Source organism: Massilia endophytica (assembly GCF_021165955.1).
GTDB lineage: Bacteria > Pseudomonadota > Gammaproteobacteria > Burkholderiales > Burkholderiaceae_D > Rugamonas > Rugamonas endophytica.
Map to the genome: position 1 here is coordinate 3,299,893 of NZ_CP088952.1, position 16,220 is coordinate 3,316,112.

Annotated in this window: 16 protein-coding genes; 3 read left to right on the forward strand and 13 right to left on the reverse strand. The window is 64.6% G+C overall.

Translation table 11 applies throughout. The features are described from left to right. Positions 1–33 precede the first annotated feature (33 nt). The 7 genes from LSQ66_RS15130 to LSQ66_RS15160 form a co-directional block, all read right to left on the reverse strand. On the reverse strand, positions 34–585 hold the full coding sequence (locus tag LSQ66_RS15130; RefSeq protein ID WP_231766028.1) for a class I SAM-dependent methyltransferase: 552 nt from the start codon (positions 583–585) through the stop codon (positions 34–36). Beyond that, the gene (locus tag LSQ66_RS15135; RefSeq protein ID WP_231766029.1) at positions 585–1,787 is read right to left on the reverse strand and encodes a tryptophan--tRNA ligase; all 1,203 of its coding nucleotides are present in this window, start codon (positions 1,785–1,787) and stop codon (positions 585–587) included. Before LSQ66_RS15135 ends, LSQ66_RS15130 begins: the two co-directional genes overlap by 1 nt. Before the next feature lie 5 nt (positions 1,788–1,792). Then, positions 1,793–2,464: a site-2 protease family protein gene (locus LSQ66_RS15140; RefSeq protein WP_231766030.1), complete on the reverse strand. Its 672-nt coding sequence runs from the start codon at positions 2,462–2,464 to the stop codon at positions 1,793–1,795. Positions 2,465–2,524: 60 nt separating this feature from the next. Further along, complete coding sequence (locus LSQ66_RS15145) at positions 2,525–3,148, reverse strand: L-threonylcarbamoyladenylate synthase (RefSeq protein ID WP_231766031.1); 624 nt, start codon at positions 3,146–3,148, stop codon at positions 2,525–2,527. Positions 3,149–3,151: 3 nt separating this feature from the next. Then, positions 3,152–4,033 (reverse strand): protease HtpX, encoded by an 882-nt coding sequence (htpX, locus tag LSQ66_RS15150; RefSeq protein WP_231766032.1) that lies wholly within the window; start codon positions 4,031–4,033, stop codon positions 3,152–3,154. 66 nt (positions 4,034–4,099) lie between these two features. Next, a complete protein-coding gene (locus LSQ66_RS15155) occupies positions 4,100–4,933 on the reverse strand; it encodes a 3',5'-nucleoside bisphosphate phosphatase (protein WP_231766033.1) in 834 nt (277 codons plus the stop codon). A gap of 46 nt (positions 4,934–4,979) precedes the next feature. Further along, a complete protein-coding gene (locus tag LSQ66_RS15160) occupies positions 4,980–5,861 on the reverse strand; it encodes an alpha/beta fold hydrolase (protein ID WP_231766034.1) in 882 nt (293 codons plus the stop codon). Between the two features lie 146 nt (positions 5,862–6,007). On the opposite strand from LSQ66_RS15160, the gene LSQ66_RS15165 reads away from it, so the two are divergent. Beyond that, positions 6,008–6,532 carry a gamma carbonic anhydrase family protein gene (locus LSQ66_RS15165; RefSeq protein ID WP_231766035.1) on the forward strand — a complete coding sequence of 175 codons (525 nt, stop codon included), beginning with the start codon at positions 6,008–6,010 and terminating at the stop codon, positions 6,530–6,532. A 3-nt stretch (positions 6,533–6,535) separates the two neighbouring features. Continuing rightward, positions 6,536–7,474, forward strand: coding sequence for an Hsp33 family molecular chaperone HslO (hslO, locus tag LSQ66_RS15170; protein ID WP_231766036.1), 939 nt, complete (start codon positions 6,536–6,538; stop codon positions 7,472–7,474). A gap of 142 nt (positions 7,475–7,616) precedes the next feature. Here hslO and ftsB read toward each other — a convergent pair whose 3' ends face one another. From ftsB to LSQ66_RS15190, 4 genes are all read right to left on the reverse strand, one after another. Next, positions 7,617–7,937 carry a cell division protein FtsB gene (gene ftsB / locus LSQ66_RS15175; protein WP_231766037.1) on the reverse strand — a complete coding sequence of 107 codons (321 nt, stop codon included), beginning with the start codon at positions 7,935–7,937 and terminating at the stop codon, positions 7,617–7,619. Between the two features lie 44 nt (positions 7,938–7,981). Beyond that, on the reverse strand, positions 7,982–9,265 hold the full coding sequence (eno, locus tag LSQ66_RS15180; protein WP_231766038.1) for a phosphopyruvate hydratase: 1,284 nt from the start codon (positions 9,263–9,265) through the stop codon (positions 7,982–7,984). Between the two features lie 135 nt (positions 9,266–9,400). Continuing rightward, positions 9,401–10,255, reverse strand: coding sequence for a 3-deoxy-8-phosphooctulonate synthase (kdsA, locus tag LSQ66_RS15185; RefSeq protein WP_231766039.1), 855 nt, complete (start codon positions 10,253–10,255; stop codon positions 9,401–9,403). Continuing rightward, a complete protein-coding gene (locus LSQ66_RS15190) occupies positions 10,252–11,937 on the reverse strand; it encodes a CTP synthase (protein WP_231766040.1) in 1,686 nt (561 codons plus the stop codon). The genes kdsA and LSQ66_RS15190 overlap by 4 nt, the downstream gene beginning before the upstream one ends. Before the next feature lie 151 nt (positions 11,938–12,088). Between LSQ66_RS15190 and LSQ66_RS15195 the strand changes: the two genes are divergently transcribed. Beyond that, positions 12,089–12,508, forward strand: coding sequence for a PRC-barrel domain-containing protein (locus LSQ66_RS15195; protein WP_231766041.1), 420 nt, complete (start codon positions 12,089–12,091; stop codon positions 12,506–12,508). An 80-nt stretch (positions 12,509–12,588) separates the two neighbouring features. Here the strand turns inward: LSQ66_RS15195 and LSQ66_RS15200 are convergent, their stop codons facing one another. After that, the gene (locus tag LSQ66_RS15200; protein WP_231766042.1) at positions 12,589–13,050 is read right to left on the reverse strand and encodes a GNAT family N-acetyltransferase; all 462 of its coding nucleotides are present in this window, start codon (positions 13,048–13,050) and stop codon (positions 12,589–12,591) included. Positions 13,051–13,068: 18 nt separating this feature from the next. Next, positions 13,069–16,200, reverse strand: a complete 3,132-nt coding sequence (locus LSQ66_RS15205) for an error-prone DNA polymerase (RefSeq protein ID WP_269449082.1) — start codon at positions 16,198–16,200, stop codon at positions 13,069–13,071. Between the last annotated feature and the right edge of the window lie 20 nt (positions 16,201–16,220).

A 16,220-nucleotide genomic window follows, 5' to 3' on the forward strand; every position in this document is an offset into this window, starting at 1 on the left:
TAGCCTGTGCCTGTGGTGCATTTCGGCTTGGAATCAACCCTCGAACGGCGCAAGAAGGGCTGCTTCCCGCGGAAAATCGGCCTTTACCGCGCAAATTCGCTGAACCATGGCCGGTTTCGGGTGGTTAACGATGCCATCCTCATAAGCGATGACACGCAGCCCATGCTTATTTGCAAGTTCCAGCAGTTCGCCCGGCTGGAGCAGGAAGGCGGGGCGGGATGGCTTGCCGAAGGCGGCATTGCCGTCGGCGAAGGTCTCGTAGAGCAGCACGCCGTCCGGCGCCAGGCTGCCCGCCATGGCATCCAGCAAGGGGCGATGCAGATAGTTGGTGACGACGATGCCCGCGAAGCGGCCGGGGCCGAACGGCCACAAGGCGCCCTCCGCTTCCAGGTCGATTTCGCTGGTGCAGATGCCGGGACCGGCTGCCGCGGCCAGGGCTTCCGGGTCGCGGTCCACCGCCATGACGGCATGGCCCAGGGCCGCCAGGTGGCGGGAATGGCGGCCGCTGCCGCAGGCCAGGTCCAGCACCTCGCCGCCCGGCACCAGGGGCGCGAAGCGCGCGATCCAGGGGGAAACGGCGTCCATCAGCTATAGGAGAGGCCCATGGCCTCGCGCACGTCGCGCATGGTTTCCTGGGCCAGCTTGCGGGCGGTTTCGCAGCCGTCGGCGACGATGGCGCGCACCAGGGAGGGATCGTCCAGGTAAGGCTGGGCCCTTTCGTGCATGGGCTCCTGTTCCTTGACGATGGCGTCGATCACGGGCTGCTTGCACTCGATGCAGCCGATGCCCGCGGAACGGCAGCCCTTCTGCACCCACTCCTGGGTAGGCTGGTCGGAATACACCACATGGAACTGCCACACGGGGCAGCGTTCCGGCTCGCCTGCATCGGTGCGGCGCACGCGGGCGGGGTCGGTGGGCATGGTGCGGATCTTCTTCGTCACCACATCCTTGTCCTCGCGCAGGGCGATGGAATTGCCATAGCTCTTGGACATCTTGCGGCCGTCCAGGCCGGGCAGGCGCGAGGCCTCGGTCAGCTTGGCCTGCGGCTCCACGAGGATGATCTTGCGGCTGCCTTCCAGATAGCCGAACAGGCGCTCGCGGTCGATCATGGACAGGCTCTGGGCATCGTCCAGCATGGCTTTGGCCTGTTCGAGGGCGTCGTCCTGGCCCTCCTGCTGGTAGGCAGTGCGCAGTTCGTTGTACAGCTTGGCGCGCTTGCTGCCCAGCTTCTTCACCGCCTCCTGCGCCTTCTGTTCGAAGCCCGGCTCCTTGCCGTAGAGGTGGTTAAAGCGGCGTGCGATCTCGCGCATCATTTCGATATGGGGCACCTGGTCTTCGCCCACCGGCACTTCGCTGGCGCGGTAGATCAGCACGTCGGCCGCCTGCAGCAGCGGGTAGCCGAGGAAGCCGTAGGTCGCCAGGTCGCGGTTGGACAGGTTCTCGATCTGGTCCTTGTAGGTGGGCACGCGTTCCAGCCAGCCCAGGGGCGTGGCCATGGACAGCAGCAGGTGCAGCTCGGCGTGCTCGGGCACGCGCGACTGGATGAAGAGCGTGGCCTGGGTGGGGTCGATGCCCGCCGCCAGCCAGTCCACCAGCATGTCCCAGGTGCTCTTCTCGATGATGGAGGGATCGTCGTAATGCGTGGTCAGGGCATGCCAGTCGGCCACAAAGAAGAGGCAGGGCTGCTCCGCCTGCATGCGGATCCAGTTCTTCAGGGCGCCATGGTAGTGGCCAAGGTGCATGGTCCCCGTGGGACGCATGCCGGAAACGACGCGGTCGGGATACATGGCGGTCAGTTCAGTAAGAGATTAAGCGGCAGCACCAGCAGGCCGATCAGCGATACGAAGAGGCTCACCATGCCGGACAGCAGGGAGCTCAGCACGCCCGTGTACATCAGCACGATCAGGCCGATGAAGATGTAGGGCGTGTAGCGCTCGATGCTGGCGTACGGACGCGCCAGCTCCATGGGCAGGATGGCCGTCATGATGCGCCCGCCGTCCAGCGGTGGAATGGGAATAAGGTTGAAGACGCACATCACGGCATTGACGTTGATTCCCGCCACCGCCATGCCCACCAGGAAGGGTTCGCTGATCCCCATGCCGCGCAGGAGCACGAGCATGACGGCCCAGCCCAGGGCCATGGCGAAGTTCGCGGCCGGTCCGGCGGCGGCCACGAAGCCCATCTGCTTCTTGGGATTGCGCAGGCGGCTGTAGTCCACCGGCACGGGCTTGGCGTAGCCGAAGGGCATGTGAATCGTGAGGTAGAGAATCAGGGGCAGGACCACAGTGCCGAAGGGGTCGATGTGCTTCATCGGGTTCGCCGTCAGCCTGCCCTGCTGGGAGGCCGTCGGGTCGCCGAAATAGCGGGCCACATAGCCATGGGCTGCTTCGTGCAGCGAGATCGCGAACAGCACGGGAATCGCATAGACCGCGATCGTCTGGATGGCTTGGGAGATATCACTCATGGGCAAAATTTTACCAGACCGGGTGCGCCGGGCCGGATCTCAGGGTTGGGAGGGGCGGCCTCAAAGTCCCAGCAGCGCGGGGTCGCCACGGCCGTGGCGCACCAGCTCGGCATCCTCGCCGGTGAGGTCGACCACCGTGGTCATTTCGAAGCTGCAGGCCCCGCCATCGATGATGAGGTCGATCTGCTTGCCGATGCGCTCACGGATGGCTTCCGGGTCGTTCAGGGGCTCGTCGTCACCCGGCAGGGTGAGGGTGGCGCCCAGCAGGGGCTGCTCCAGCTCGCCCAGCAGGGCTTCCACGACGCTGTTTTCCGGCACGCGCAGGCCGATGGTCTTGCGCGAGGGGTGGCTGAGGCGGCGCGGCACGCAGCGCGTGGCCTCCAGGATGAAGGTGAAGGGCCCCGGCGTGGCGTTCTTGAGCAGGCGGAACTGGCGGTTGTCCACGCGGGCGTAGACGCCGATCTCGCTCAGGTCGCGGCACAGCAGGGTCAGGTGGTGCTTCTCGTCGATGCCGCGGATGCGGCGCAGGCGCTCCACGGCGGCCTTGTCGTCCAGGTGGCAGACCAGGGCGTAGCAGGAATCCGTGGGCAGGGCCACCACCCCGCCCCCGTGGATGATCTGCACTGCCTGTTTCATCAGGCGGGGCTGGGGGTTGAGGGGATGGACCTGGAAGTATTGACTCATACCTTAGCGCAGCGCCTGCAGGGCGGCGATGCGCTGCTCGAACGGTGGGTGGGTGGAGAACAGCGCGGACCAGCCGGCGCCGTTGCTGATGCCCGAAGCGGCGATATTCTGCGGCAGCGCGCCCGGCTCCTGCCCCGCCAGGCGGGCCAAAGCGTTCTGCATGGGGATGGTGCTGCCCAGCAGGCGGGCCGAACCGGCGTCGGCGCGGAATTCGCGCTGGCGCGAGAACCAGGCCACGATGATGGAAGCGAGCAGGCCGAACACGATTTCGCAGACGAACACCGTCACCATATAGCCGATGCCGTGGCCGCGGTTTTCGTCGTCGTTGCCGCGCAATAGGACCTTATCGACGAAGAAGCCGACCACGCGCGCCAGGAACACGACGAAGGTGTTCACCACGCCCTGGATCAGGGTCAGGGTCACCATGTCGCCGTTGGCGATGTGCGCCACCTCGTGGCCCAGCACGGCCTCCACTTCCTCGCGGTTCATGGACTGCAGCAGGCCGGTGGACACGGCCACCAGGGCGGAATTCTTGAAGGCGCCGGTGGCGAAGGCGTTCGGCTCGCCGTCGTACACGGCCACTTCAGGCATGCCGATGCCCGCGCGCTGCGCCAGGCCGTGCACCGTGCTCACCAGCCATTGTTCGGTGGAGTTCTGGGGCGCATCGATCACGCGCGCGCCCGTGGACCACTTGGCCATGGGCTTGGACATGAGCAGGGAAATGATGGAACCGGTGAAGCCCACCACCAGGGAAAACACGAGCAGGCTGCCCATTTGCAGCTGTCCGCCCGCGCCGGGACGGCCCACGCCGAGCACCGACAGAACGATGGACAGCACCAACATCACGGCGAGGTTGGTGGCAATAAACAGGATGATACGTTTCATGGATCGAGGTCTCCGGGATTAACCGAACATTAAGATAGGGATGAAGAAGAGAAATACAAGAGTTTGTCAGAACCAGTCATGCCAGACCGGCGTGACGCTCGACGGCAGGGGCGGCAGCAGAGCGAAATCCACCCTCGCCTCCCCTGGCGCGTGGAAATCCGTGCCGCGCGAGGCCAGGAAGCCATAGGCATTCGCCAGCTTCGCGTACTCCGGGTACTGGTCCGGCGTATGGCTGCCCGTCACCACCTCAATGGCCGTACCGCCCAGCTGCTTGAACTCGTCGAAGAGCACGCCCTGTTGCATGGGCGTGAATTTGTAGCGGCCGGGGTGGGCGATGACGGCGACGCCGCCCGCTCCCCTGATCCAGCCCACGGCCTGGGCCAGGGTGGCCCAGCGGTGCTCCACATAGCCGGGCTGGCCCGGCGAGAGGTATTTCTTGAAAACTTCTGGGATATCCCGGCAATAGCCCTTATCGACGAGGAAGCGCGCGAAGTGGGTGCGCGACATGAGGGCCGGGTTGTCGACGTAATCGAGGGCGCCCTCGTAGGCATCCGGAATGCCCACCTTGGCCAGCTGCGCGCCGATCTCCTTGCCGCGCGCATCGCGGCCGGAACGGGTCGCTTCCAGGCCCTGCTGCAGGGTCTGGTCGTTCTCGTCGATCTGCAGGCCCACGATGTGGACGGTTTCGCCGCCCCAGGTGATGGATATCTCGACGCCCGGCACGAAGCGCATGCCCTGCTCCGCTGCGGCCGCACGGGCGGCTGCCGTGCCGCCGACTTCGTCATGATCGGTGAGCGCCCACACATCCACCCCGCCCCGGCGCGCATGCGCGGCCACTTCGGCGGGCGGAAGCACGCCGTCGGAAACGTTGGAATGGCAGTGCAGATCGACTTTCAACATACAAACTTTGCATCCTGTGGCGAAGTTTGCATTGTACGCCGACTGATTATTCCCCGGCCAGGAAGTCCTCGACCATCCTTGCGAGCAGCTCGGGCTGGTCATGGTGCAGCATATGGCCCGCATCGGGCATCATCTTCGGCGTGACCTTCGCGAGGTGGCCGAGGCGGCGGTCCACTTCGTGGCGGGCCTCTTCCTTCGGGCCCATCCACAGCCACATATTGGTGTCCTCCGCCTCCACCCACAGCACGGGCGCGGTGATGGCCTTCCAGCAGGCCATGAAGTCTTCCGCGTGATAGAGCAGCGGGCTGGCCTGCTTGTGAACGGGGTCGCCCAGGATCTCGAATTCGCCCGCCGCGTTCGGCGCGGACCAGTGCTGGGCCAGGAAAGCTGCCTTCTCGTCGCTGAGGCGCGGATTCGTCTTTTGCAGGCGGGCCGCCACGGCTTCGCGGCTCGGATAGGCGCGCATCTCGGGCGGCGCCAGCAGTTCGTCCAGCCACTGGCGGTATTTGCGGGGCGCCTGCTCCGGCGTGGCCGCCTTCAGGCCGAAGCCTTCCAGATTGATGAAGCGGCGGATACGCTCGGGCCGCGCGCCCGCATAGATGCCGCACACATTGCCGCCCATGCTGTGGCCCAGCAGGTTGACCTGCCCTTCCGGCTGGTAGTGGCGCAGGATGGCGTCGAGGTCGGCCACGTAGTCGGGGAACCAGTAGGTATCCGTGCCCGCTCGCTCGGTGAGGCCGAAGCCGCGCCAGTCCGGCGCGATCACATGCCAGTCGCCTTCCATGCAGTCCACTACGAACTGGAAGGAGGCGCCCACATCCATCCAGCCGTGCAGCATGAAGACCTTGGGCGCGCCCTCGCGGCCCCAGTGGCGGACATGGGTGCGCAGGCCGCGCACGCTAAGGAATTCGGAACGGGAAGCTTTCATCGTGATCTGCCTTGAAATGCGCGCATGTGGCGCAATATGCGAACCTTGCTGCCGCAAAAACAGCATAATAGCACGACCGTTCCAATTTCAGGACACGCAGTGCCAGGGCGTAAAATAGCGCCAAAACATTCCACCTCGGGGCCAACATGAGCATCTACCAGCTGGGCGAGCATGCGCCCGAGATCGACGCATCCGCATTCGTGGCCGACAGCGCCACCCTGATCGGCAAGGTGACGCTCAAGCCGAACAGCTCCGTGTGGTTCGGCGCCACCATCCGCGGCGACAACGAGCGCATCACCATCGGCGAGAACAGCAATGTGCAGGAAGGCACGGTGATGCACACCGATATGGGCTACCCTCTGACGGTGGGGAGCGATGTGACCATCGGCCACCAGGCCATGCTGCACGGCTGCACCATCGGCGACGGCGCCCTGATCGGCATCCAGGCCGTGATCCTGAATGGCGCGAAGATCGGCAAGGGCTGCCTGGTGGGCGCGGGCGCGCTGGTCACCGAGGGCAAGGAATTTCCGGACAATATGCTGATCATCGGCTCGCCCGCCAAGGCGGTGCGCGAACTGACGGCGGACGACGTGGCGCGCCTGAAGGGCAGCGCCGACAGCTACGTGAAACGCGGCCAGCTGTTCAAGACGCAACTCAAAAAGATTGGATAAAGCATGACCCAGGATACGCTGCAAAAATTCATTTTCGAGAACGCCGCCGTACGTGGCGAGCTGGTCGACATTTCCACCACCTGGCGCGAAGTGCAGGCCCGCCACGAATACCCGGCGGCCGTGAAGCGCCTGCTGGGCGAGATGGTGGCGGCCGCCGCCCTGCTCTCGGCCAATCTCAAGTTCAACGGCTCCATCGTGATGCAGATCCACGGCGACGGTCCCGTGCGCCTGCTGGTGGTGGAATGCGACTCTGAGCTGAAGCTGCGCGCGACCGCCAAGCTGAACAGCGACGCCATCCCCGACGATGCGGGCCTGACGGCCATGCTGAACCAGCATGGCAAGGGCCGCTTCATCATCACTCTCGACCCGGCCGAAAAAGTGCCGGGCCAGCAGCCCTACCAGGGCATCGTGCCGCTGGACGGAGAAGACGTGGCGACGGTGATCGAGCACTACATGCTGCGTTCCGAGCAGCTCGACACGCGCCTGTGGCTGGCGGCCAACGACGAAGTCTCGCGCGGCCTGCTGCTGCAAAAGCTGCCGCTACACGGCGGCAAGGCCGAAGCGGCGCCGGTGACGGAAGACGAAGCGCTGGAAACGTGGAACCGCGCCGTCATGCTGGGCAACACGCTCAAGCGTGAAGAACTGCTGGAAACGACGATCGACGTGCTGTTGAAACGCCTGTTCTGGGAAGAGACCATCCGCGTCTTCGACCCCATGCACCCGGGCTTCCACTGCACCTGCACGCGCGAGAAAGTGGGCAACATGCTCAAGATGCTGGGCCGCGAAGAAGTGGAAGCGGCGCTGGAAGAGCAAGGCCGGCTCGGCATCAACTGTGACTTCTGCGGCAAGCACTACGACTACGACGCCGTCGACTGCGCCCAGCTCTTCGTCAGCGACGCCCCCGCCGAAGCCCTCCTCCACGCCTCCGACACCAAGCAATAAAGCTCAGCTCGTGTCCAAACCTGGTGCCAGGGAAGAAATTTGGACACGAGCACAACACTAGCGTACTAGGGCCGAGTTCGTGTCCAAATTTCTTCCCTGGCACCAGAAGTGGACGGGACGGCCGCCGGCGGACTGGGCTGTATCAGTTTTTGGTGGGTTCGGGGGTGGCGCTGGCTTCGGGGCGGGTCTGGCCCTTGCCGAGGATCTGGATGTAGATCTCGTTCTGTTTGATCATGCTGAGCTCGTAGCGCGCGCGCTCTTCCACTGCGCCCGTGCCGTCTTTCAGGTCGCGCACCTCGGAATCCAGCTTGGCGTTGCGCTGCTTGAGGGCGTCGTTCTTCTGGTGCGCTTCTTCCACCTGCGCCTCCAGGTCGGCCACACGCACCCAGCCACCCTTCCCCAGCCAGAGCGGGTATTGGATCAGCAGCAGCAGGGCGGCAAGGGCGACAGTGATCAAGCGCATGCGGATAAGAATCCGGCCGGGAGTGCCGGCCGGAAAAGTTTCTCTTACTTCAGATTATAGAACGCCTCGCGGCCCGGGTAGCTGGCGATGTCGCCCAGGTCTTCTTCGATGCGCAGCAGCTGGTTGTACTTGGCCATGCGGTCGGAGCGGGACATGGAGCCGGTCTTGATCTGCAGCGCGTTCAGGCCCACGGCGATGTCGGCGATGGTGGAGTCTTCCGTTTCGCCCGAGCGGTGCGAGATCACGGCGGTGTAGCCGGCGCGCTTGGCCATCTCGATGGCGGCGAAGGTCTCGGTCAGAGTGCCGATCTGGTTGATCTTGATGAGGATGGAATTGGCGATGCCTTTCTGGATGCCTTCCTTCAGGATCTTGGTGTTGGTGACGAACAGGTCGTCGCCCACCAGCTGCACCTTCTTGCCCAGGGCCGCGGTCAGGGTGGCCCAGCCTTCCCAGTCGCCTTCGCCCATGGCGTCTTCGATGGAGATGATGGGGTATTTGTCGCACCAGGTGGCCAGCAGGTTGGTGAACTCGGCGGCCGTCAGGGACAGGCCCTCGCCTTCCAGCTCGTACTTGCCGTTCTTGTAGAACTCGGATGCCGCGCAGTCCAGGCCCAGCGCGATCTGGGTGCCCGGCTCGTAACCCGCTTCTTCGATGGCCTGGATGATCAGCTTGATCGCTTCTTCATGCGAGGCCACGGAGGGAGCAAAGCCGCCTTCGTCGCCCACGGCGGTGGTCAGGCCTTTCTTGTGCAGGATCTTCTTCAGGGTGTGGAACACCTCGGCGCCGTAGCGCATGGCTTCCTTGAAGGTGGGCGCGCCAACCGGGATGATCATGAATTCCTGGATGTCCAGGTTGTTGTCGGCGTGGGCGCCGCCGTTGATCACGTTCATCATCGGCACGGGCATCTGCATGGCGCCGGAGCCGCCGAAGTAGCGGTACAGGGGCAGGCCAGCCTCTTCGGCGGCCGCCTTGGCCACGGCCATGGACACGGCCAGCATGGCGTTCGCGCCCAGGCGGGACTTGTTCTCGGTGCCGTCCAGGTCGATCAGGGTGCGGTCCAGGAAGGCCTGCTCATTGGCGTCCAGGCCCATGATGGCTTCGGAGATTTCAGTGTTGATGTGCTCGCAGGCTTTCAGCACGCCCTTGCCGAAGTAGCGCTTGGGATCGCCATCGCGCAGCTCGATCGCTTCGCGCGAGCCGGTCGAGGCGCCGGACGGCACGGCCGCACGGCCCATCACGCCCGATTCCAGCAGCACGTCGCATTCGACGGTGGGATTGCCGCGCGAGTCGATGATCTCGCGGCCGATAATGTCTACGATTGCACTCATTTCTTGTTCTCCAAAGTTAAAGCGTCACGGACTGCGCGGGATACGCACGCGCAAAAATTGCAGCAAGGGTAACAGAGGATGGCCGGATGTGGAAGCGGGCCCGGCGCTTGTAACGCGGGGCCCGCCGACATCAGATCAGTTGAAGCTGGATTCGAGGAAGCCAGCCTTCTTGGTGATGCGGTCCAGTTCGATCAGAGTGGACAGCAATTCTTTCATGCGGCCCAAGGGAACCGCGTTCGGACCGTCGGACAGGGCCGTGGCCGGGTTCGGATGGGTCTCCATGAAGAGGCCATCCACGCCCACGGCCACCGCCGCGCGAGAGAGCACCGGCACCATCTCGCGCATGCCGCCCGAGGAAGTGCCGTTACCGCCCGGCAGCTGCACCGAGTGGGTAGCGTCGAACACCACGGGCGCCTTGGTCTCACGCATGATGGCCAGGGAGCGCATGTCCGATACCAGGTTGTTGTAGCCGAAGGAAACGCCGCGTTCGCAGGCCATGAAGTTGTCTTCGTTCAGGCCTTTGGCGCGGGCCGCGGCGCGCGCCTTGTCGATCACGTTCTTCATGTCGTGCGGCGCGAGGAACTGGCCCTTCTTGATGTTCACCGGCTTGCCGGACTGCGCGCAAGCGTTGATGAAGTCCGTCTGGCGGCACAGGAAGGCCGGGGTCTGCAGCACGTCCACCACCGACGCCACCACTTCGATTTCCTCGATGGTGTGCACGTCGGTCAGCACCGGCACGCCCAGTTCGCGCTTGATGTCGCCCAGGATTTCCAGGCCCTTCTCCATGCCGGGACCACGGTACGAGGTGCCCGAGGAGCGGTTGGCCTTGTCGAAGGAGGACTTGTAGATGAAGGGGATGCCCAGCGCGCTGGTCATCTCTTTCAGCTGGCCCGCCACATCGAAGGACATCTGGCGTGATTCCACCACGCAGGTGCCAGCGATCAGGAAGAACGGCTTGTCGAGGCCGACGTCGAATCCACACAGTTTCATGCTGCATCTCCTTGCAGTGCGACCGCCTTCAGGTGGCCCTTGCCGCCTGCCGCCTTGTGCGCCAGCGCGGCCTTGATATAGGACGTGAACAGCGGATGGCCGTCGCGCGGGGTCGATTTGAATTCAGGGTGGTACTGCACGCCCATGTACCAGGGGTGGGCGTTCTCGCCTTCGCGCGGCAGTTCCATGATTTCGCACAGGTCTTCGGTCGGCGTGCGCGCCGCCACGATCAGGCCTGCTTCCTCGACGCGGCCGAGGTAGTGGTTGTTCGCTTCGTAGCGGTGGCGGTGGCGCTCGGTCACCACGCTGCCGTAGATTTCGGAGGCCAGGGTGCCCGGCTTCACGGCGCAGGCCTGCGCGCCCAGGCGCATGGTGCCGCCCATATCGGAGTTCGCGTCGCGCTTCTCGACCTTGCCGTCGTGGTTCTGCCATTCGTCGATGAGGGCCACCACCGGCTGGTCGGTGTTCGGCTCGAACTCGGTGGAGTTGGCGTTCGTGAGGCCTGCCTTGTGGCGGGCGTATTCGATCAGCGCCACCTGCATGCCGAGGCAGATGCCCAGGTAAGGCACCTTGTTCTCGCGCGCGAACTGCGCCGCCTTGATCTTGCCTTCCACGCCGCGCTTGCCGAAGCCGCCCGGCACCAGGATGGCGTCGTACTTCGCCAGTTCCGCCGTGCCTTTCGCCTCGATCTCTTCCGAGTCGATGTATTCGATATTGACCTTGCTCTCGGTGTGAATGCCCGCGTGGCGCAGCGCCTCGGTCAGGGACTTGTAGGACTCGGTCAGTTCCACATACTTGCCCACCATGCCGATCGACACTTCCTGCTTCGGATTCTCCAGGGTGTGAATCAGCTTGCTCCACACGGAGAGGTCGGCCGGCGCGGGATTGATGTCCAGCGCCTCGCAGATGATCGCGTCCAGGCCCTGGTCGTGCAGCATCTGCGGCACTTTGTAGATGGTGTCCACGTCCCACACGGAGATCACGCCGCGCTCTTCGATGTTCGAGAACAGGGAGATCTTCGCGCGCTCGTCTTCGGGAATGGCGCGGTCGGCACGGCACAGCAGCGCGTTCGGCGAAATGCCGATCTCGCGCAGCTTCTGTACCGAGTGCTGGGTGGGCTTGGTCTTCAGTTCACCGGCCGATGCGATGTAGGGCACGAGGGTCAGGTGGACGAAGGCCGAATTCTTGCGGCCCGCGCGCAGGCTGAGCTGGCGCGCCGCTTCCAGGAAGGGCAGCGACTCGATGTCGCCCACGGTGCCGCCGATCTCGCACAGCGCCACGTCGTAGCCTTCCGCGCCGCGGCGGATGTAATCCTGGATCTCGTTGGTGATGTGCGGGATGACCTGCACGGTCTTGCCGAGGTATTCGCCGCGGCGTTCCTTGCGGATGACGGATTCGTAGATCTGGCCGGTGGTGAAGTTGTTCACCTTGCGCATGCGGGTGCTGATGAAGCGTTCGTAGTGGCCGAGATCGAGGTCGGTTTCGGCGCCGTCGTCGGTAACGAAGACTTCACCGTGCTGCATGGGGCTCATGGTGCCAGGGTCCACGTTGATGTACGGGTCCAGCTTGAGCATGGTGACTTTGAGGCCGCGCGATTCCAGGATCGCGGCGAGGGAGGCGGCGGCAATCCCTTTGCCAAGGGAAGACACGACACCACCGGTGACGAAGACAAATTTGGTCATTGCGAGATCAGGTGCCGAACGGCACTAGCGGGAAATTGAAATTATATCTCAAATTGCCCGTTTCTTCATCATCGCGCCAAAAATGTGTGCCAGCGAACAGACCCCGCCGCTGTCGAGGCGGAGAATATCTTTATTTCAACAGGAGGCAACCATGAGTTACGAACGCGACGCAGACGGCAACTACAGCGATGGTGGCCACCGTGGTCCCGGCCCTCGCCTGATGGGCGCGGACACGCTGATCGGCGACCATGTCCACAACCTGAAGAACGAACACCTGGGCACCGTGAAGGAGATCATGCTCGACATGCAGACCGGCCGCGTGTCCTACGTGGTGATGGCCTCGGGCGGCGTGCTCACCATCGGCGAGAAGCTCTTCGCCGTGCCGTGGGACGCGCTGTCGCTGGACACCGCCAACCACCGCATGACCCTCAATATCGACAAGGACCGCATCGAGAATGCGCCCGGCTTCGACAAGGACAACTGGCCCGACATGGCCAACCAGGCCTGGGCTACCGAGGTGCACAACTACTACGGCACCAGCCCCGCGAACCTGAACCAGAGCGCCCGCTAAGACGGGCCAGCGATTTCCTCGTTTTCGGCCATCACCAGGCCGCAGGCGCGCCGCTCCTCACTGGACGGCGCGCTCTTTTTTTATACGGCCAGGCGCATGGGGATGTAAGCAATGCCATGCTGCTCGATTTTCCCGCTCGTGGGTTCGAAGCCGAAGTGCCGGTACATGTCGAAGGCATACACCGACGAATTCACGGTGAACTGGCCGGGGTTGCCCAGCGAGAGCGCATCGTCATACGCCGCCTTCCACAGCACGCGCCCCAGGCCCTGGCCGTGGAAGCGGCGCGCCACGAAAAGATGGAAGAGATGGCTGTTGTCGCGAACGGCCGCAACGCCCGCCAGCTCGCCTTCGACGAAGGCCAGCTGGTAGCGGAAGTTCGGCGCGCTCACATAGCGCTGCATGGCCGGTACGCCGAAGCTCTCGAGGAACTGCTCGGCGCCCTGTGCATCCGGATGAATGGTCATCATCGGCATGAGGTCCATGATGAGGGCGCGGATGGCGTCCACATCATCCGGCGTGGCGAAACGGATCGTAGGGTTCATCGCCGTATTGTGCCAGAGCTAGCAGAAATCGCGGCTGGAGGTGGGCAGGCGGCCCAGCATGGGCGTGAGGTCCACCAGGCGCTTGGCGACCAGGTGGCGCACGATGCCCTCCTGCTGCCAGATGCCATACACCCCCAGCAGCGAAGCGCCCAGTACTTCGCGCCGGAACTGCTCGACCAGGTCGGGCCAGACGATGACGTTCACATTCCCCGTTTCGTCCTCGATGGTGATGAACAGCACCCCGTTCGCCGTTCCCGGCCGCTGCCGCACGGTGACCAGGCCGCAGCCCCGCGCCAGCTGGCCGTTGCTGAAGGTGTTGAGCACTTCGGCGGGCAGGAAGCGCTTGGCCAAAAGCTTCGGGCGCAGCAGCGCCAGCGGATGGCGGCCCAGGGTCAGCCCCTGCGCGCGGTAGTCGTGGAGAATCTCCTCGCCTTCCGTGGGCGGACGAAGCTGCGGCGCTTCCTCCTGCGGCTTCGTGGGCCGCAGCAGGTCCTTGTCCGGCACGGCGCCCACGGCATCCCACAGCGCCTGCCGCCGGTTGCCGGACAAGCCCTGCAGGGCATTGCCGCCCGCGAGCACCTGCAGGTCGTGCCGTTCGAGGTCCGCCCGCCGCGCCAGGTCGGCCACGCTGTCGAAGGGACGGATCGCGCGCGCCACTTCGATACGCTGCGCCGACTCGGGCCGCATGCCGCGCAGCAGCGACATGCCAAGCCGCACCGCAGGCTGCGGCCGCACGCCATTCGCATCCGCCGGTTTCTCCTCCAGGGTGGAATCCCAGTTGCTGATGGCGATATCGACAGGCCGCACTTCCAGGCCGTGCCGCCGGCCATCCTGCACCAGGGCCGAAGGGCTGTAGAAGCCCATTGGCTGGCTGTTCAGCAGCGCGCACAGGAAGACCGCCGGTTCATGGCATTTGATCCAGGAGCTCACATAGGTGAGCAGCGCAAAGCTGGCGGCGTGCGATTCCGGGAAGCCGTATTCTCCGAAGCCGGTGATCTGGGCGCAGATGCGGTCCGCGAAGTCGCCATCGAAACCGTTCTTCACCATGTTCTCCTTGATGCGCCGCTGGTGCTGCTCGATATTGCCCTTTTTCTTCCAGGCCGCCATATCGCGCCGCAGCTGGTCCGCCTCGCCTGCCGTGTAGTTTGCTGCCAGCATGGCGATCTGCATGACCTGCTCCTGGAAAATGGGCACGCCCAGCGTTCTTCCCAGAGCAGGCTCCAGGCGAGGTTCGCAGTCGGGCGTCTGTTTTCCTTCCCGCCGCAGCAGGTAGGGATGCACCATGCCGCCCGAGATCGGGCCCGGACGCACGATGGCCACCTCCACCACCAAGTCGTAGTAGCAGCGCGGCTTCAGGCGCGGCAGCATGCTCATTTGCGCGCGCGACTCGATCTGGAACACGCCGATGGTGTCCGCCTCGCAAATCATGTCGTAGGTGGCCGGGTCTTCGCGCGGCACCGTATGCATCTCCAGCGGCGCGCCGTGGCGCTCGCCGTACAGGTCGAAGGCGCGGCGCATGGCCGAGAGCATGCCCAGCGCCAGCACGTCCACCTTCAGCAGGCCCAGTTCTTCCAGGTCGTCCTTGTCCCACTGGATCACGCTGCGGTCCTTCATCGACGCGTTCTCGATGGGCACGAGGCGGGACAGCTTGTCCTGCGCGATGACGAAGCCGCCTACGTGCTGGGACAGGTGGCGCGGGAAGCCGCGCAGCAGCTGCGCCATCCATGCCCATTCGCGCGCCATCTTTGATGTGGGATCGAGCCCGCATTCGGCCACGCGGTCGAGGAAGGCTTCCGCGCTGTCGAACCAGTGGTGAGACTTGGCCACCTTCTCCACCACCGCCAGGTCCACGCCCAGGGCCTTGCCGCTGTCGCGCAGCGCGCTCTTGGAGCGGTAGCAAATCACCGTGGCGGCAATGGCGGCGCGGTGGCGTCCGTATTTGTTGTACACGTACTGGATGACTTCTTCGCGCCGCTGGTGTTCGAAGTCCACGTCGATATCGGGCGGCTCCGCGCGCTCGCGCGACAGGAAGCGCTCCATGAGCACATTGCTCTCGTTGGGATTCACGGCCGTCACGCCCAGGCAGTAGCAGACGGCCGAATTGGCGGCCGATCCGCGCCCCTGGCAAAGAATCTTCTGCTCCCGCGCGAACTTCACCACGTCGTAGACCGTGATGAAGAAGAACTCGTAACGCAGCTCGGCGATCAGTTCGAGCTCCTTCTCCAGCAGCTCCATCACCTTGAGCGGTATGCCTTCCGGATAGCGCTCGTGCGCCCCCAGCATGGTCTCCTGCCGCAGATAGCTGGACGGCGTATGCCCCTCGGGAATCAGCTCGTGCGGATACTCGTACTTCAGCTCCTCCAGCGAGAATGCGCAGCTGCCCGCAATGCGCATGGTCTCTTCCAGCGCGCGGCGCGGATAGACGTTGGCCAGCCGCAGCCGCGAACGCAGGTGCTGCTCGGCGTTCTGCGACAGTTCGTAGCCGCATTCCGCCACCGGGCGGCCTACCCGCACGGCGGTCAGCATGTCCTGCATGGGCTTGCGCGAGCGTACGTGCATGCAGACATGGCCCGCCGCCACCACAGGCATGCCGTGCTGCAGCGCCACCTCGTCGATGCTGATGCGGTGCGCGTCGTCGAAGGCGCGCTGCAGCATGGTCAGGCCGATCCAGCTATGGCCGCCGAAGGTGGCGGACATCCACGCCGCCTGGCGGTGCAGGCGGTCCACATCCCCCGCCTCGTACACCGGATAGTCGGGCAGCAGGATCACGGCGCAATCGGGCAGGCCGCGCAGGTGGGCGCGTTCGGGCGGTGGCGCCGCGAAATCGTCCGGATGCAGCAGGTAGCTGCCCTTTGCGATGCGGGTGCGGGCCAGCGTGATCATCTCGGAGAGGTTGCCGTAGCCGTTGCGGTTCTGCGCAATGGCCAGCAGGGACAGGGCATGGCTGCCATCCGGATTGGTGAGGCGGAACCAGCTGCCGATGAGGAGCTTGCCGTCCCACCCATGCCGCTTCGCTTCCCCGTGTGCACGCACTACGCCCGCCAGAGAACACTCGTCCGTGATGGCCAGCGCCTCGTAGCCCAGCTCCATGGCGCGCAGCACCAGCTCCTCGGCGTGCGAGGCGCCCTGGAGGAAGGAAAAGTTCGTCATGCAGAACAACTCTGCATAGG

What these genes read in the sequence shown, in the direction of transcription:
- LSQ66_RS15130 (WP_231766028.1), bottom strand. Translation starts at nt 585, where the DNA reads ATGGACGCCGTTTCCCCCTGGATCGCGCGCTTCGCGCCCCTGGTGCCG.
- LSQ66_RS15135 (WP_231766029.1), bottom strand. Translation starts at nt 1,787, where the DNA reads ATGTATCCCGACCGCGTCGTTTCCGGCATGCGTCCCACGGGGACCATG.
- LSQ66_RS15140 (WP_231766030.1), bottom strand. Translation starts at nt 2,464, where the DNA reads ATGAGTGATATCTCCCAAGCCATCCAGACGATCGCGGTCTATGCGATT.
- LSQ66_RS15145 (WP_231766031.1), bottom strand. Translation starts at nt 3,148, where the DNA reads ATGAGTCAATACTTCCAGGTCCATCCCCTCAACCCCCAGCCCCGCCTG.
- htpX (WP_231766032.1), bottom strand. Translation starts at nt 4,033, where the DNA reads ATGAAACGTATCATCCTGTTTATTGCCACCAACCTCGCCGTGATGTTG.
- LSQ66_RS15155 (WP_231766033.1), bottom strand. Translation starts at nt 4,933, where the DNA reads ATGTTGAAAGTCGATCTGCACTGCCATTCCAACGTTTCCGACGGCGTG.
- LSQ66_RS15160 (WP_231766034.1), bottom strand. Translation starts at nt 5,861, where the DNA reads ATGAAAGCTTCCCGTTCCGAATTCCTTAGCGTGCGCGGCCTGCGCACC.
- LSQ66_RS15165 (WP_231766035.1), top strand. Translation starts at nt 6,008, where the DNA reads ATGAGCATCTACCAGCTGGGCGAGCATGCGCCCGAGATCGACGCATCC.
- hslO (WP_231766036.1), top strand. Translation starts at nt 6,536, where the DNA reads ATGACCCAGGATACGCTGCAAAAATTCATTTTCGAGAACGCCGCCGTA.
- ftsB (WP_231766037.1), bottom strand. Translation starts at nt 7,937, where the DNA reads ATGCGCTTGATCACTGTCGCCCTTGCCGCCCTGCTGCTGCTGATCCAA.
- eno (WP_231766038.1), bottom strand. Translation starts at nt 9,265, where the DNA reads ATGAGTGCAATCGTAGACATTATCGGCCGCGAGATCATCGACTCGCGC.
- kdsA (WP_231766039.1), bottom strand. Translation starts at nt 10,255, where the DNA reads ATGAAACTGTGTGGATTCGACGTCGGCCTCGACAAGCCGTTCTTCCTG.
- LSQ66_RS15190 (WP_231766040.1), bottom strand. Translation starts at nt 11,937, where the DNA reads ATGACCAAATTTGTCTTCGTCACCGGTGGTGTCGTGTCTTCCCTTGGC.
- LSQ66_RS15195 (WP_231766041.1), top strand. Translation starts at nt 12,089, where the DNA reads ATGAGTTACGAACGCGACGCAGACGGCAACTACAGCGATGGTGGCCAC.
- LSQ66_RS15200 (WP_231766042.1), bottom strand. Translation starts at nt 13,050, where the DNA reads ATGAACCCTACGATCCGTTTCGCCACGCCGGATGATGTGGACGCCATC.
- LSQ66_RS15205 (WP_269449082.1), bottom strand. Translation starts at nt 16,200, where the DNA reads ATGACGAACTTTTCCTTCCTCCAGGGCGCCTCGCACGCCGAGGAGCTG.